15 protein-coding genes are annotated in these 15,544 nt (G+C 39.5%); 3 read left to right on the top strand and 12 right to left on the bottom strand.

What is annotated here, in order from left to right:
* Positions 1-492: a GNAT family N-acetyltransferase gene (locus ODU41_RS04435; RefSeq protein ID WP_044762811.1), complete on the bottom strand. Its 492-nt coding sequence runs from the start codon at positions 490-492 to the stop codon at positions 1-3.
* A gap of 299 nt (positions 493-791) precedes the next feature.
* On the opposite strand from ODU41_RS04435, the gene ODU41_RS04430 reads away from it, so the two are divergent.
* A complete protein-coding gene (locus ODU41_RS04430; RefSeq protein WP_398578692.1) occupies positions 792-2,324 on the top strand; it encodes an ATP-binding cassette domain-containing protein in 1,533 nt (510 codons plus the stop codon).
* A 68-nt stretch (positions 2,325-2,392) separates the two neighbouring features.
* Here the strand turns inward: ODU41_RS04430 and ODU41_RS04425 are convergent, their stop codons facing one another.
* Positions 2,393-3,673 (bottom strand): O-acetylhomoserine aminocarboxypropyltransferase/cysteine synthase family protein, encoded by a 1,281-nt coding sequence (locus tag ODU41_RS04425; protein ID WP_024407217.1) that lies wholly within the window; start codon positions 3,671-3,673, stop codon positions 2,393-2,395.
* A gap of 358 nt (positions 3,674-4,031) precedes the next feature.
* Here ODU41_RS04425 and ODU41_RS04420 point away from each other — a divergent pair, with 358 nt between their 5' ends.
* Entirely contained in the window at positions 4,032-4,172 is a 141-nt protein-coding gene (locus ODU41_RS04420; protein ID WP_014635984.1) for a hypothetical protein, read from the top strand.
* Positions 4,173-4,346: 174 nt separating this feature from the next.
* Here the strand turns inward: ODU41_RS04420 and ODU41_RS04415 are convergent, their stop codons facing one another.
* Both ODU41_RS04415 and ODU41_RS04410 read right to left on the bottom strand, forming a co-directional pair.
* On the bottom strand, positions 4,347-4,889 hold the full coding sequence (locus ODU41_RS04415; RefSeq protein WP_074391075.1) for a hypothetical protein: 543 nt from the start codon (positions 4,887-4,889) through the stop codon (positions 4,347-4,349).
* A 19-nt stretch (positions 4,890-4,908) separates the two neighbouring features.
* Complete coding sequence (locus ODU41_RS04410; protein WP_074391076.1) at positions 4,909-5,379, bottom strand: hypothetical protein; 471 nt, start codon at positions 5,377-5,379, stop codon at positions 4,909-4,911.
* A gap of 130 nt (positions 5,380-5,509) precedes the next feature.
* On the opposite strand from ODU41_RS04410, the gene ODU41_RS04405 reads away from it, so the two are divergent.
* A complete protein-coding gene (locus tag ODU41_RS04405) occupies positions 5,510-6,310 on the top strand; it encodes an XRE family transcriptional regulator (protein ID WP_074391077.1) in 801 nt (266 codons plus the stop codon).
* A 672-nt stretch (positions 6,311-6,982) separates the two neighbouring features.
* Here the strand turns inward: ODU41_RS04405 and mutY are convergent.
* The 8 genes from mutY to ODU41_RS04365 form a co-directional block, all read right to left on the bottom strand.
* Positions 6,983-8,134: an A/G-specific adenine glycosylase gene (gene mutY / locus ODU41_RS04400; protein WP_171841449.1), complete on the bottom strand. Its 1,152-nt coding sequence runs from the start codon at positions 8,132-8,134 to the stop codon at positions 6,983-6,985.
* 177 nt (positions 8,135-8,311) lie between these two features.
* Positions 8,312-8,704, bottom strand: coding sequence for a PaaI family thioesterase (locus tag ODU41_RS04395; RefSeq protein ID WP_029751010.1), 393 nt, complete (start codon positions 8,702-8,704; stop codon positions 8,312-8,314).
* Positions 8,688-10,430 (bottom strand): ABC transporter ATP-binding protein, encoded by a 1,743-nt coding sequence (locus ODU41_RS04390; protein ID WP_398578690.1) that lies wholly within the window; start codon positions 10,428-10,430, stop codon positions 8,688-8,690. Before ODU41_RS04390 ends, ODU41_RS04395 begins: the two co-directional genes overlap by 17 nt.
* Positions 10,417-12,156, bottom strand: a complete 1,740-nt coding sequence (locus ODU41_RS04385) for an ABC transporter ATP-binding protein (protein ID WP_024410476.1) — start codon at positions 12,154-12,156, stop codon at positions 10,417-10,419. Before ODU41_RS04385 ends, ODU41_RS04390 begins: the two co-directional genes overlap by 14 nt.
* Position 12,157: 1 nt before the next feature.
* A complete protein-coding gene (gene pta, locus ODU41_RS04380; protein ID WP_012775151.1) occupies positions 12,158-13,132 on the bottom strand; it encodes a phosphate acetyltransferase in 975 nt (324 codons plus the stop codon).
* Between the two features lie 17 nt (positions 13,133-13,149).
* Positions 13,150-14,043, bottom strand: a complete 894-nt coding sequence (locus ODU41_RS04375; RefSeq protein WP_024402187.1) for an RluA family pseudouridine synthase — start codon at positions 14,041-14,043, stop codon at positions 13,150-13,152.
* Positions 14,043-14,861, bottom strand: a complete 819-nt coding sequence (locus ODU41_RS04370; protein ID WP_002935241.1) for an NAD kinase — start codon at positions 14,859-14,861, stop codon at positions 14,043-14,045. The genes ODU41_RS04375 and ODU41_RS04370 overlap by 1 nt, the downstream gene beginning before the upstream one ends.
* Positions 14,845-15,516 carry a GTP pyrophosphokinase family protein gene (locus ODU41_RS04365; protein WP_044751932.1) on the bottom strand — a complete coding sequence of 224 codons (672 nt, stop codon included), beginning with the start codon at positions 15,514-15,516 and terminating at the stop codon, positions 14,845-14,847. The genes ODU41_RS04370 and ODU41_RS04365 overlap by 17 nt, the downstream gene beginning before the upstream one ends.
* Positions 15,517-15,544: the final 28 nt, after the last annotated feature.

The raw sequence follows: 15,544 nt of genomic DNA, 5'->3' as shown, positions 1-15,544 counted from the left end.
CTATAACATCTTTTTGTAAGACCACCCTTTCTTTGTCTTTTCAACAACTTCAAAACCACATTTCTCAAACAGCTTGCGTGAACCAAGATTCCAATCGTAAATTTCTTCGACAAGTATTTCCACAAAGCCAAGCTCCCTTGCACGTTCTACCATTCGCTGCAATACCTTGGTTCCAATTCCTTTGTTCCAATACCGCTTATCTCCAATGGCAATGGCAAAATCATCTGCAAACAGTGTCACATCACCAATTGGGATAAACTGATAGTCTTCAAAAATTTCAATAAAGTAACATTCGCCATTTTTAGACAAATAATCATACATACGATCGAGCAAGTCAAGACTATAACGTTCTTGATCACCATCAATCAGCCAGACCAATTCTAGATCTTGGTGCCATTCAAAAGCAAAATCATGCTGACCATCATACCGACGTAAACGGACTTGTTTGTCTATTTCTAAAATATCTGCTTGCTCAATTCCAGTGATTGCCATTTCGAATCCCCTCTCATTTACAATAAGTTCATTTTAACATATATCTCTATCAAAATCTATGAATATTATAGCACGCTGATTGACAAGCTTCTATCGATATGCTATATTAAAAGAAATAAAGCATGCGAGGTAAGGAGAAATGGACAGTAACAAGTAAACTCAATTTAAGTTCTATACTTATTTAGTAGTTTTCTTGCGTCCATTTTTCTGTTCCCTCTATTCCTTGAATAGGGTCTTTTTGAGCAGATTTCGACACACTACTAAATAGGTAGTGTGTTTTTTCTTGTAAAGGAGGCCTTATGCTACTAACCACTCAACACCTAACCCTCGACCATCAAAAAGATTTGAGAAATCTGGTTCATGACCTAAACCTCATTGTCAACCCTGGCGATAAAATAGCCATCATCGGCGAAGAAGGAAATGGAAAATCCAGTCTATTACTTACCTTGATGGATTCAGCTCTTGTCACCGACTACCTGCTCATATCAGGCAGCATTCACCGATATTTTCACTCACCAGTCTACATTCCCCAAAGTCTTTCACTGGAAATGGCAGAGCTAACCTTGAACGACTACTTCTTTGGAGATATGGACAGTGACATTGATTACGGTCTACTCTACCTCTATGCTGAGCAGCTCCAGTTTGACAGCGAACGATTTGCCAATCAACAATTGATTGGAAGCCTGTCAGGTGGCGAAAAATTAAAAATTCAGTTAATCAAATCTTTAGCAACTCCATCTGATATTATTTTTCTGGATGAGCCGTCCAATGACCTGGATTTAGATACCTTACTGTGGCTTGAAAACTATATCATTACTAGTCCTAAAACCATTTTATTCGTTTCTCACGATGAAGACTTCCTTAGCAGAACAGCTACAAAAATCATTCACCTAGAATCTGTTAAGAAGAAAACACTTGCTCAGACCAAAGTTGTAGATCTTGACTACCAGGATTACGCATTGGGACGCCAACAAGCCTATCAGAAGCAAGTCCAACAAGCTCGGAACGACAAAAAAGAATTTGACAAAGCTATGAACAAACACCTACGTCAAAAATCACAGGTGCGTCATACCTTGCTCAACACCCACGATGCCACACTAGGACGGCTCATAGCCAAGAAAATGAAGAGTGTCTTATCACGTGAAAAACGCTATGAAAGAATGAAGGAAAATCTCACACAAGTTCCTTTTCATGAAGATGCCATTTCCCTCTTCTTCTCAGACATTTCACCACTACCAGCTAGAAAACAAGTGCTTCACTTAGAAAACTTCCAATTGAACATTAGAGGGCGACAATTAGTTCAAAATATCCATTTCAACTTAAATGGACAAGAGAAAGTTGGCATCATTGGACAAAATGGAATTGGTAAATCCAGTTTTCTAAAGTTAATCTATCAAGAACTCAGGCAACGAGTGGACATAAACTTGGGATACATGCCCCAGCACTATTCAGAAGTCCTTGATGAATCTAAAACTCCACTTGATTTCTTATTAGAAAATGGCAATCGTGAGCAGGAACAACTTATCTTAACACATCTAGCCAGTCTGCAGTTTACACGACAAGAAGTTCATCACAAGATCTGTGAACTTTCGGGGGGACAAAAAGCCAAGTTACTCTTGTTAAAAATGGTTCTTGAACAAGCCAATTTTCTCTTATTAGATGAACCCAGCCGAAACTTCTCTCCTACTTCTCAGCCATATATTCGTCAACTATTTGCCGATTATCCAGGTGGCTTGGTATGCGTATCACACGACAGACGTTTTTTGAAAGAAGTTTGTCAAAGAATCTACCGACTAACTGAGAATGGACTGGAAGAACTAGAACAGATATAAAAAAGGGAATTGGCACACACGCCAAATTTCCTTTTCTAATAGTATTTCGAATATATTCGCTTTACAGCTTATAGTTTATCAAGAGCAAGCTGTAAGTCCTCAATCAAATCATTGACATTTTCAAGTCCGATGGATAGGCGGATTTGATTTGGTGTGACCCCAGCAGCAAGTAAATCTTCTGGAGCTAACTGAGCATGCGTGGTTGTAGCTGGATGAACTACTAGTGATTTGGCATCCGCGACGTTTGCTAAATTGGAAAAGATTTCCAAACTATCAATAACCTTACGCGCTTCTTCTGCTCCACCTTTTACTTGGAAAGAGAAAATAGAGCCAACTCCCTTAGGTAGGTATTTATCCGCCAAAGGCTTATAAGGACTATCTGGAAGTGATGGATAATTGACCGACTCTACCTGAGGATGACTAAGTAAAAAGTCAACAATTTTTTCAGCATTAGATACATGACGCTCTACACGGAGAGATAAGGTTTCTAAGCCTTGCAAAAGCAAGAAGGCGTTGAATGGAGAAAGGGCTGCACCTGTATCACGAAGTAATTGTACACGAACTGCTACAATAAATGCAGCTGCACCAATATCACGAGTATAACTAATGTTATGATAGCTTGGATCTTCTTCAACAAATTGCGGAAACTTACCAGATACCGCCCAATCAAACTTGCCGCTATCGACAATCACACCGCCAATGGTCGTACCATGCCCACCGATAAACTTGGTTGCTGAATGGACGGCAATATCAACACCATGAGAAAATACATTAATCAAATATGGAGTTGCGAAGGTATTATCTGAAACAAGCGGGATGTGGTGGTTGTGTGCAATTTCTGCCAATTTTTCAAGATCAGGAATATTGATAACAGGATTTCCCAAGGTTTCAATAAATACAAGTTTTGTATTATCTTGAATGGCAGCTTCTACTGCTTCAAAGTCATCAATATCTACAAAGCTTGTTGTAATACCATAGCGAGGAAGAGTTTCTTTGAATAGGTTAAAAGTCCCACCATAGAGTGTCGTTGCCGCCACAATGTGATCGCCAGCATGTGCCAATGCTAGAATAGTGTATGTGATAGCTGCCATTCCTGAAGAAGTGGCCAAGGCACCAATACCACCTTCTAAAGCTGCCACACGATTTTCAAAAGTAGAGACCGTCGGATTAGTGATACGAGTATAGATATTCCCTGATTTACGCAAGGCAAATAAATCTTCTGCTTCTTGAGCGTCTTCAAAAACATAGGAAGTAGTTTGATAGATGGGTACAGCACGTGATTTTGAAGTAGAATCAACTTCTTGTCCAGCATGGAGTTGAAGGGTTTCAAATGAAAATTCTCTAGTCATAAAGGTACTCCTTTGGTCTTTTTCTGTATTCTACCTCATTTTTACCATCTTGACTAATTCTTAAATATTAGAGATATGTATAGTTAACAACTATAGCCATAGGATCAGTTATTCTAGAAAAATAATATTCATTTTCCTTGAATAAAATAAGGACAAGATTTACAATAAGATTATGAATACCTTAATAGAATATATCGGTCCGATTATCCTCATAGCACTAATAATCTCTTATAGCATCTATCGCAGATGCCATCCTAATAATATGGACACTAAACAAGCGCTCAAATGTCCAAAATGTAAGTCAATAAAACTGCAAACTTACGTTCCAACACAAAAAAGATATTCTCGTAAAGCCGGTATGATTGGTCATGCAATCAATGGCATAGAGGGAGCTATGTTTGCAATGCTCTATGAAGCTGATCGGACTTATTATCGTTGTCAACATTGCGGTTACCGATTTTCTAGAAAGGAGAATCGTTTTATTTCTAACATCGAATAACCGCCATAATTTTAATAGCTATAATTCAAAAGTATTCACTCCAATTTTTATTAGCTGAAATATAATCCCATAAACGCATCATCAGACTTCTTCCTTTAAGATTCTAATCTGATGCGTTTTTTTATTTATCTGTTACTCCAATCAGCATGAGATGTTTTCCTACAACTGTATCGGTTAACTGACTAGCTTAAAAATTCCTGTCCAATTTAGAAATGCCTTTCGACGCATTTGTTCAATTTCACAGCGAAATAATCCTGCTAAGGTTGCTCTATTTAAAACAATATCATTCTTACGAGAAAGGCTAGTTACTTTATTTACAAGCATCTCGACTTCTTCACCATCTCTAATTCCCATATCCCATAACTCTTGAAGTACTGATTTTTTATACATTTTCTCATATTCTGCCATACCTTGTAGTGTCCAGTAACGTTCATTATTCTCAACTTCTAACCATTGCCACACAATTTCTGTATCGGCTACATTAGGTTTTTCATGCTGACAGGATAGACAGAGGACCATCTGATTAGCCAGGCTCGTATCCTTGCTCCATTTGCTTGATACAATCTGACACACAGCTACACCATGAGAACTTTTACATCTCCAGCATTTTCCTTCAAGCAATTCATCAGCGCTCAAAATTCCTCTTTCTATCAAAGTATCATTCCAATACTCTGCAACTTTCGATACTTCAGCTTTCTTATTCAACAAATTAAACATTTTCATTCTCCTGTTATAATTACTTTTCTAATATCTGTGTCCGAACCATACTAGCCTGCAACATTGCTAACTCAACTACACAAGAATAATGACTTAAATCAAGATTTTCCAACAAACGATAAGATACAAATAACTTCGGTTGCAATCGTGTGAGAGGTTTTGACCATATTACTGCTTCTGACTGGAATTGTTTGAGTGCCTGAAAATAAATCTGATTGACTGTAAGATAGGCTCTACCATTTAGTAAATATGCATAATCTTGTATTAAATCTCTACAAAATGAAGCTACCCAAATAGCTGCGGTCTTCTCAGAATCAGCATCGTAATCGGCTAATAAGTCCAGCGTAATCAGACCTCCTTTTCCAAAATCCTTCGATTTCTGATTTCGCAATTTTTCAGCATTTATCGGAGTCGTCAAACCAAAATGATTAGCATAGGTTTCCCACTCTTTATAAATATCATTCCAAGAAATCTCTGTCATCCTTTTCATTTGCGACTCCTATTTTTCTTTTTGTGAGATTATCATAACACCGTTTTGATTTTTTGTCAAACGCGTTAAACAAAAATTGCAAAAAATATTTTTTAATGGTATAATTAGTTAAACAGATAAGGAGACAACCATGATTTTAGGTGATATTTTAAAAGAATACCGAAGCAAGAATAAATTATCAATGGATAAATTCGCTGAATTATCTGGTTTAACAAAAGGCTATATTTCTATGTTGGAAAAGAACCAGCATCCCAAAACCAAAAAAGCTCTCCTGCCAACGATGGATACACTAGAAAAAGTCGCTAAGGGCATGGCTATATCGGTTGGTGAGCTAATCGAGCAACTAGATTCCAATCAGGATATAGCTTTAACGATTACTCCTTCCCAATTTAAACTCTTTCAACAGCCTATTCATCCAGAGGTTCAAACCTTGGACAATGAATTAAAAGGTGATTTCCATGCACGATGGTTAACTTTTGGTCAAGAACAGTTAGCAGCTATGCAAACTGCCTCAGTTACTCCTTCTGCTTCTATTCTTCACTTGGATGACTACCGGGAGCGAATCGAATTACCTGTTCCTGGTAAGGTTTCTGCCGGTACAGGTTACTGGCAGGATACAGATATGAACAATCTTGTATCGTTCTATAACGATGAGATTCCGAATAACCAATCTTATGATACAATCGCTCAGGTTGTGGGAGATTCTATGGCTCCGCATATCAAGGATGGAGACTATCTCTTCATTCGCCTAACTCCTCATATTCCTCTAAATACGATTGGAATTTTTTCAGTCAATGGCGAAAATTTTGTTAAAAAGTTCAAAGGTGACTATTTGCAATCACTCAATTCTGACTATGATGACATCTATTTTAGCCCAGAAGACGATATTCGACCTATTGGTCAAGTTGTAGATATTTATAGTCCAGATTGATTTCTAAGCCTAGTTAATCACTAGTTATATTGGCTACATTCCTCCATCTAGTTTTGGAAAGTCTGTTCGTATAGCTGGCTTTTTTTTCCTACTGAAAACAAACTGAAAAGCACAGTAAAAGGAGGCTATGACAGCCTCCTTTTATATGTCAAATTGGAAAAGTCCATTACCAGATAGTTATTTGACAACAAGTTAATGATTAAATAATTATTCTGCTACCCTTATGTCTCTGATTGTCCTCTTACTATTTGTCTAAAGTGTGGAGATTGCTTATTATGATGAAAATCGCTAGAGGTTTTTGTGATTTTCTAAGGTTATGTTCAAAAGTTACAACATCTTGAACACATAGTAGTTACGACACGAATAATCTTAGCCTACTTCTGATTGAACCGGGTAGCAAGGCTAAATAATGAGTTAATGCTATGCATTTGACAATGGATATCACAAATAGATATAAAACAGGGATAACGGACTTTTCCCCCTACTAGCATCCCTCTCTTTTTATTAGAGAAAGATGGCTAATAGTATATACACTTCTACGAACGCTAAAGAACTCCTTTCAGTAATTCAGATGGCGTTCAACATCTTAACTAACTCTTTCCTTTTTTCAATTAGATTATACCACTATTATAAAACGCTTTCAAATAATTATGTGCTCCAAAGTCAACTTTTTTACTTTTCTTTTTCCTTGATGAAGGTTTCCCACATTTTTTGTTGCGGCTTAGCAAATGGGTAGGTAGGAAAATCTTCTACAGAAACCCATTTCAATTCTTTTGATTCTGGAAGGTTAAGTGTTTCTGCCACACCTTCTACCATTTCTATCTGCCATTTGCGGTGACTAAAAATGTGCTGGACGGTATCAAATTCTTGCTCTTGCCAATCAACAGTCAGACCATAAAGTTCCGTAAAGCTCTGCCGAATATCTGGCTCAACAACTTCTTCTGCAACTTCAAAGAGAGAGACTTGTTTGTCAACAATTGCTCCTTTTTCCAAAAGCGGAAAAGACCAGAAACCTGATAAAAGACCTGCTTCATTATTTTTTTCCAATAAAAATTGATTGTCTTTATTTCTAATGAGAAATCCCTGGTAGGCCACGGGAATCGGCTTTTTCTTTGGTGCTTTGATTGGATACTTATCCATTGTACCGTTTAAGTAGGCTGCGCTAAAGGCTTTGACTGGGCTGTCCTGGGGACGTGGATTAACTGGCGATTCAATATCCGACCCCAGATCCATCAGGGCTTGGTTGAAATCGCCCGGCCTGTCAGGATCTATCAAGATTTCCATCATCGCTTGGAAAATCTTGCGATTGGCAGGCAAACCAATATCATAATCAACCTCAAACAAGCGGCTGAGAACCCGCATCACATTGCCATCTACCGCTGGTTCTGGCAAATTAAAAGCAATACTGGAAATTGCTCCAGCAGTATAGGGACCAATGCCCTTTAGGCTTGAAATGACTGCATGCGTGGTCGGAAATTGCCCATCAAAATCTTCCACCATTTGCTGAGCCGCCTTTTGCATATTCCGCACGCGCGAATAATAGCCCAATCCCTCCCAGAGTTTGAGAATGACCTCCTCTGGTGCTTGTGCTAAATCACTAATCGTAGGCAAGTGATGGAGAAAACGTTCATAATAAGGAAGGACCGTGTCTACTCTTGTCTGTTGAAGCATGATTTCAGAAACCCATATAGCATATGGGTCCCTTGTCCTTCTCCAAGGCAAGTCACGTTTATTAGCATCATACCAATCTAAGAGTGCCTTGCGAAAAGCTTGAATCTTTTCCTCCGGCCACATTTCGATTCCATATTCTTTCAAATCTAACATACATCTAGTATAACACAAAGAAAGGGAGTCAGCTTTTGCCAACTCCCTTATATCGTTTATAATCAAAATCAAACTAGCTCCAAAGGTTTGGGGAACCTTTGGAGGTTGGAGATTGAGCGAATGAATTTGTTTCTCTAAATCTAGCCAAGACTGTCTGTTTTTGATGTTCGAAGAATTTTATTCTACTTTGCCTGTTACAAACATGGTAAAGCTTGCTGAAGCAAGTAGCTGTTTATCTTGGTTTTCTATCTTAACTTCGACGACCTTTGTCCTGCTTCCATCATGTGTGCAAGAACCAGTGACGGATAAGGTATCACCAAGATTAGCTGCCTTCATATAATGGATATTGGACTGTAGGGTAACAGAATAAGCCCCCCTTGCTACCGTTGTCAGACCTGCAACTGAATCTGCCAATGTGAAAAGAAAGCCTCCATGTGCTATGCCGTATGGATTGAGAGATTTTTCCGTCACCTTTGTAGTCAGTAGCACCTCTTTCTCATTGAGCATTGTAGCTTGATAGTCATCTAAAACCGTAATCGGTTGTAAGTTTAATTTATCTAACACTTTCATCCTCCTCTGTCTGCTGACTTGTTTGCATTTGATAATAAACGCCTTGTTCAGCCATCAACGCTTCATGATTCCCTTGTTCAACAATTTTTCCGTCCACCATGACCAAAATCAAGTCAGCTGATTGAATGGTTGATAGGCGATGAGCAATAATAAAGCTGGTCCGTCCTTCCATCAATTTGGCAAATGCTTCCTGTACTAAAATTTCTGTCCTTGTATCAATAGAGGAAGTCGCCTCATCTAAAATCAGGATTTTAGGTATTTTAACAAAGACACGCGCAATAGACAAAAGCTGACGTTGTCCCTGGGATAAGGCTTCACCTCCATCTGCCAAAACTGTATCATAACCCTGCGGAAGCTGACGAATAAAGAAGTCTGCATTAGTCGCCTTAGCCGCCTCAATGACCAATTCCCGCGTGGCATTTGGATAGCCATAGGCAATATTATCATGAATGGTACCAGATTTAATCCATGTCTCCTGTAAAACCATCCCAATCTGTCTGCGAAGATCCTCACGACTGTACTGGCTAATCGGAACTCCATCTAAAGTAATTTGACCAGCCGTTACATCGTAGAAGCGCATAAGCAGGTTAATCATGGTTGATTTACCAGCACCAGTAGGTCCAACAATGGCTACCTTTTGGCCAGCTTTGACAGCAATATCCAGATGTTCAATCAGAGAACGGTCAGGACTATAGGAGAAAGACACATTGTCAAAGGAAATAGCTCCCTTCAACTCCTCTGAATCAATTTTCCGCTCAGCCTGATCGTCAATGCTATCTAGAGCCAAGATAGCAAACAGTCTGTCTGCACAAGCTAAGGCGCTCTGCAATTCCGATAGGACCGAGGAAATATCATTAAAAGGCTTGCTGTACTGACTAGCATAATTGAGAAAAGTTGTCAGAGACCCTACTGTAAAATTTCCTACCATAATTCTCAGCGCTCCAAGTCCTGCAAGTAAGGCATAAATAATAGCATTGATAAACCGCGTACTTGGATTGACCGTTGAAGAGGCAAAGATAGCCTGTTGGGAATAGGTCGCATACTGGTCATTCACAACTTGAAAACCTTGCGTAAATTGCTCTTGAGCATTGAAAGATTGAACCAGTGTCAATTGACTGATGGACTCTTCCAAATGCTGAGATTGCTTCCCACGTGCCTGAGTCTGTTGTCTATAATAACCATAGGATTTCTTAGCGATATAGCGTGCCACAAGCAGAGAAACTGGAGTTAATGCCACAACCAGCAACATCATGGTCATGTCTAGTCTAGCCATAGTGAAAATAGTTAAGAAAATGGTCAAGATACCTATGAAAAATTGATTGAAAATCATCAAGAGACCATTTGTTAATTGCTCACTATCACTTGAAAAACGAGCCACCAAATCACCGACTGATTGACGATCCAGATAAGATAGAGGCATCTGGTGCAACTTAACATAAACCTGTTCACGCAAGTCGGCCACCATTCCGTAAACCAAGCGATTGGTTACCAAAGGTAAGTACCATTGCACCAGCGTATTAAGCAAGATAACCATCACCATTTTACCTAAGATACCGAGCAAGACCTGACCATTTGCTATCAATACTGCATCAACTGCCTGACCAATCAAGATAGGCAGATAAACTGTCAGAAGGACTTGCACCAAAGTTCCTACCAACATCAAGGACATTCGAAGGGGCTGGTGTAAAACCAATCTGACCAGTTCCTTAAAACTAGATTGTCTCATAGCTATCCTCCTCTCCTTGTTGTTGCGATTGGTGAATTTCTTGATAAATAGCAGAGCTTCTCAGCAAGTCCTCATGGCGACCAAGTCCAACTTGACGCCCTTGTTCCAAGACTAAAATCTGATCAGCTGTCCGTAAACTATTGGTTCTTTGTGACACCATGATTAAGTTCTGACCTGGTAATTCCTGGCGAATAGCCACTAATAACCGACTCTCCGTTAAATAATCCAGAGCAGATGTTGCATCATCCAAGATTAAAATCGGTGCTTTCTGTAAAATAGCGCGTGCAATGGTCAAACGTTGACGCTGTCCACCAGAAAAATTCTTCCCAAAGGCTTCGACAGGGCTATCCAAACCACCTTTATCCTCTATGAAAGATTTAGCCTGTGCAATTTTTAATGCAGACCATAGGTCACTATCAGATATTTCTTCCAATCCTAAAGATAAATTAGAACGAATAGTTCCAGCAAAAAGCTGAGCCTGTTGCGGAACAATGGCAATTTGCTGCCGCCACTCTTTTAAATTCTTAGGACTTTTTCCATCAATGAAGAGAGAGAGCTGATTTGTTGGCACTGAATAGAGTGCCTGCAATAAATCTACTAGGGTGGACTTACCTGACCCAGTTCCCCCGATAATTCCCATAAACTGTCCCTTACGTAAGTCAAAAGCAATGTCAGACAGGGACTCCTCAGCAGATTTTGGATAAGAAAAGGAAAGATGACGCACAGAAAAGATGATTTCCTTATCCTCACTAACCACTTTTGGGAAACTAGACTCTACATCCTCAGATGTTTGGTCAAACACCTCTTGAATACGTTGCGCTGAGATATAGGTCTGGTTGAGAGTAGATACGACCATAATCATCTTGACCAATTCGACTAAAATTTGAAGAAGGTAGTTGATAAGAGCGACCAACATCCCCTGTTCCAACAAATTGTGTGAAATGGCTATATTTCCCTGCCAGATGAGAATGAGTAAGGTGCTGTTGACCACCAAAAATGTCAATGGCGATAAAAGACTAGACCAAAAACCAGCCTGCAACTGTTGCTTCTTATAAATCTGATTTATGCCTTGAAAAGCCTTAATTTCCCGCTCTCTTTGTCCAAATGCACGAATCACTCGCCAACCAGTCACTGTCTCACGGACCTGCCCCACCAAACCATCTAATTCTTTTCGCATCGATTGATAAATACGGCTGGTCATAACAGAAATGACTGTCACTATAAAAATCAATAGGATAATCATTCCTAGAAAATAGGCAGATAGACTTGGGCTAATATAGAATGCCATGATGAGCGAACCAAATACGACAATTGGAGCACGTAAAAACAAACGAAGAAAAGTATTAATACCCGTTTGAATTTGTAAAGTGTCGCTGGTCAATCGTGTCAGCAAGCTGGATGAGGAAAGAATATCTCGGCTAGACTTGGGAAGGGAAAGAACCTTCTGATACAAGTCATTCGTCAGCTCTTTAGTCACACCAACCGCTGCTTTAGCTGAATAATATTGCGCTATTAGTGAAACAATAATTCCAATACATGCTATACCAACCAGTAAAAAAAGCATAGCAACCAGGTTTCCCTGGCTGCCATTTGGAATAATTGTATCAACGATATAGGCGATAATTAATGGTACCAAAAGCTCAAAACAAGCTTCCAATAGTTTGAAAACTGGACCTAATATGGATTCCTTAATATAGTCCTTAAAATATCGTGATAAAAATTTCATATTAACGGTGCTCCAAAGCCTGAACCGCAGTAATCAAGGTCAAGTTGTAAACATCATCAGGGTTACAACCACGAGACAAGTCGTTTACAGGCTGATTCAAACCTTGTAAAACAGGACCTACCGCTGCAAATCCACCCATACGTTCGGCAATTTTATAACCAATATTACCAGCTGAGATACCTGGGAAGATAAATACAGTCGCCTGACCAGCAACACTCGAACCTGGCGCTTTTAATTTACCTGTAGCAGGGACAAAGGCAGCATCAAATTGCAATTCACCGTCCAAATCCAACTCCGGACGCAATTTTTGAGCAATTTTAGTTGCTTCAACCACCTTATCAACTTTAGGACCTGAGCCAGATCCTTTTGTTGAATAGCTGAGCATTGCAACTTTTGGATCAATACCAAACATTTTAGCAGTACGTGCTGAGTTGATAGCGATTTCTGCCAAGGTTTGAGCATCTGGATCAATGTTGATAGCACAGTCACCAAAAATATAACGCTCTTCACCTTTTACCATCAAGAAGGCACCTGATGTTTTCGATACACCTGGCTCTGTTTTAATGATTTGAAGAGCTGGACGAACTGTTGAAGCGGTTGAATGAATCGCACCAGATACCATACCTTCTACTACGCCCATATATACCAACATAACACCAAAGTAGTTAACATCTTTCAACAACTCATGTGCCTGCTCTTCTGATACCTTACCTTTACGGCGCTCTACCAAAGCAGCTACCATCTCATCATATCTATCATAATGAGCTGGGTCAATAATTTCAAAACCTTCTGTAATCCCTTCAATGTCAAGGTAAATCTTAATACGATCCGGGTTTCCAAGCAAGACGGGTACTACATCCGACTCATTTACCAAACGTTTTGTCGCCTGCAAGATACGTGGTTCTTCACCTTCTGGCAATACGATACGTACTTTTTTACCCTCTAGCTTTGTAGCTAATTGCTCAAAAATTTTCATGAACAAACTCCTTAAATTTATTTACTTATTAACTGATTGATAACAGCCTGAAAATCCTCAGGAAGCGGTGCTTCCAAATCAATCCTTTCGGCTGAAAAAGGATTGTCGAAGGCTAAATTATGACAATGTAGGGCTTGACGTTCTATCCCACATTCCAAACTTCCACCATACATATCATCTCCTAACAACGGAAATCCAATGTGAGAAAAATGAACACGAATCTGATGAGTCCGCCCAGTATGTAGTTGAATATCTACTAAATGAATATCTCCCCACGATTGTACAACACGATAGGAAGTATGAGCATATTTTCCATTCTTTGTCACACAACGGGTAATGATGCTATCTGCTGGACGACCGATAGGGGCAATAATATCCCCTGTCTCTTCTAGCTGCCCATTCCCCTTCACCAAAGCATAATAACGTTTATGAATAAGCTTGGCCTGTAACTGCTTATCGAGTCGTGCATGGGCATAGCCGTGCTTGGCAAACAGCATGACGCCTGATGTATCCCTATCCAGACGAGTCACAATATGAACCTGCTTATTCTCATAATTCTGCTCAATAAGATAACCTTTTACAAAATTTGCGATTGTGGATGAATGCAAGGCAGAAGGAATGGAGGCGTAGCCAACCGGCTTATTTATCGCCAGAAAATGATCATCTTCATAGACAATATCCAACGGAAAGAAAATCGGCTTCAAACTACCAGTCAAATCCTCTTCAGCAGGTATGTCAATTGTAACCCTATCTCCAATATCAAGCAAGTAAGTTGCATTTTGCTCAATATCGTTGACCCAGATATTGCCGCCGGTATACTTAATCTTCGCTAATAGGCCTTTAGAGACACCGTGTTTTTTAAGGAAAGTCTTTATTTTCGTATGCTGGTCAGCAATGAATTCAAACCGCATTACTCCACCTCTCCAATAAAGGCATCCTTAACCCGATTCCAAAAACTAGTATGACTCGGTGTTGCAACAAAATGAATCTTACTATTGTCTATCTGATACTCTATACTTTCAATACTATCATAGACAAAAGTCTTATTGTCTACCGCAATCGAGTAACGGTCACTATGCTTTGGTTCAATCACAATCTTGTCTTTTTTAGGGACAACAACGGATGAACCCAAGGTGCGGTAAACACGATTGTTCAAACTTGCCACTTCTGCAATCTGCAATGCCTCGATTGTTGGATGTAAGACAGCACCACCTAATGACTTGTTATAGGCTGTTGAGCCTGTCGGCGTTGAAACCGAAATTCCATCCCCTCTAAAGCGTTCGAAGGGCACATTGTTAATAATAATATCTGCGACCATGGTCTTAGAAAGACGTTTTACTGTCGCCTCATTTAAGGCACGCGCCTCGACAATGCGACCATCTGTCATCTTGACCTTAACATTTAAAATCGGATACGATACTCTAGCACCTGTATCAAGCTTAAGATTTTCAATCAGCTTGTCCACTTCAAAATCGCGATAATCTGTATAAAACCCCAAATGACCCGTGTGAATTCCTACAAAACGTACACGATCAATCAACTTTTCATATTTGTGAAAAGCAGATAAAAGCATCCCATCTCCACCGATAGAAATGACAATATCTGGATTTTTAGGAGTCAAAATAAAATTTGCTTCTTTTAACTTTGTCCATAATTCTTTGGACACCGCTTCGCTCTTAGGATTTCGACTAGCGAGCAGAGCGATTTTTTTTCTACCTGTATTCTTCATCTGTATCATCACTGTTGCCCACACCGTCATTCAGTTTGCGATAGGCAGGATCAAATAAGGCCTGCGCTTCTTGAATGTCGTTGCGGATTTTTCGCATCTCCTCATCTAATTCATAGGCAATTTTTGCTGTAACTTCCAAGCGTTTCTTGATTTCTTCTGGAAAATTCCCCTTATACTTATAATTCAGCGAATGTTCAATCGTCGCCCAAAAATTCATGGAAAGGGTACGGATTTGAATTTCTGCTAAAACCGTTACATTGCCATTAATTGTGTCCACCGGATACTCAATCACCACATGATATGAACGATAACCCGAAGCTTTCATATGATTGATATAATCGCGTTCATGGACAATTTGCATATCCTTGCGTTTCCGCAAAATAGCTAATACTTCTTCAATGTCGTCCACAAATTGAACCATAATCCGAAGACCGGCAATATCTTGCATATCTTGAGCAAGATTTTCCAATTTGATATGTCGCAGGGCCATCTTTTCTTTAATGGATTCAATCGGTTTTACCCGTCCTGTGACAAACTCAATTGGAGAATGCCGGTTAGCCTTGCGATACTGCTTGCGAATCCCCCGCAGTTTGATTTTTAATTCACCAACTGTCTGAATATAGGGGTCTAAAAATTCTTCCCAGTTAAAGTCCATACGGCCCCTTTCTTGTCAAAACTTTTAA

The organism is Streptococcus sp. 2022WUSS083, assembly GCF_044427155.1.
Lineage (GTDB): Bacteria > Bacillota > Bacilli > Lactobacillales > Streptococcaceae > Streptococcus > Streptococcus hashimotonensis.
The sequence above is the reverse complement of the archived record's forward strand: the minus strand, read 5'-3'. Positions and strand labels throughout refer to the sequence as shown.

What these genes read in the sequence shown, in the direction of transcription:
- ODU41_RS04435 (WP_044762811.1), bottom strand. Translation starts at nt 492, where the DNA reads ATGGCAATCACTGGAATTGAGCAAGCAGATATTTTAGAAATAGACAAA.
- ODU41_RS04430 (WP_398578692.1), top strand. Translation starts at nt 792, where the DNA reads ATGCTACTAACCACTCAACACCTAACCCTCGACCATCAAAAAGATTTG.
- ODU41_RS04425 (WP_024407217.1), bottom strand. Translation starts at nt 3,673, where the DNA reads ATGACTAGAGAATTTTCATTTGAAACCCTTCAACTCCATGCTGGACAA.
- ODU41_RS04420 (WP_014635984.1), top strand. Translation starts at nt 4,032, where the DNA reads ATGATTGGTCATGCAATCAATGGCATAGAGGGAGCTATGTTTGCAATG.
- ODU41_RS04415 (WP_074391075.1), bottom strand. Translation starts at nt 4,889, where the DNA reads ATGTTTAATTTGTTGAATAAGAAAGCTGAAGTATCGAAAGTTGCAGAG.
- ODU41_RS04410 (WP_074391076.1), bottom strand. Translation starts at nt 5,379, where the DNA reads ATGAAAAGGATGACAGAGATTTCTTGGAATGATATTTATAAAGAGTGG.
- ODU41_RS04405 (WP_074391077.1), top strand. Translation starts at nt 5,510, where the DNA reads ATGATTTTAGGTGATATTTTAAAAGAATACCGAAGCAAGAATAAATTA.
- mutY (WP_171841449.1), bottom strand. Translation starts at nt 8,134, where the DNA reads ATGTTAGATTTGAAAGAATATGGAATCGAAATGTGGCCGGAGGAAAAG.
- ODU41_RS04395 (WP_029751010.1), bottom strand. Translation starts at nt 8,704, where the DNA reads ATGAAAGTGTTAGATAAATTAAACTTACAACCGATTACGGTTTTAGAT.
- ODU41_RS04390 (WP_398578690.1), bottom strand. Translation starts at nt 10,430, where the DNA reads ATGAGACAATCTAGTTTTAAGGAACTGGTCAGATTGGTTTTACACCAG.
- ODU41_RS04385 (WP_024410476.1), bottom strand. Translation starts at nt 12,156, where the DNA reads ATGAAATTTTTATCACGATATTTTAAGGACTATATTAAGGAATCCATA.
- pta (WP_012775151.1), bottom strand. Translation starts at nt 13,132, where the DNA reads ATGAAAATTTTTGAGCAATTAGCTACAAAGCTAGAGGGTAAAAAAGTA.
- ODU41_RS04375 (WP_024402187.1), bottom strand. Translation starts at nt 14,043, where the DNA reads ATGCGGTTTGAATTCATTGCTGACCAGCATACGAAAATAAAGACTTTC.
- ODU41_RS04370 (WP_002935241.1), bottom strand. Translation starts at nt 14,861, where the DNA reads ATGAAGAATACAGGTAGAAAAAAAATCGCTCTGCTCGCTAGTCGAAAT.
- ODU41_RS04365 (WP_044751932.1), bottom strand. Translation starts at nt 15,516, where the DNA reads ATGGACTTTAACTGGGAAGAATTTTTAGACCCCTATATTCAGACAGTT.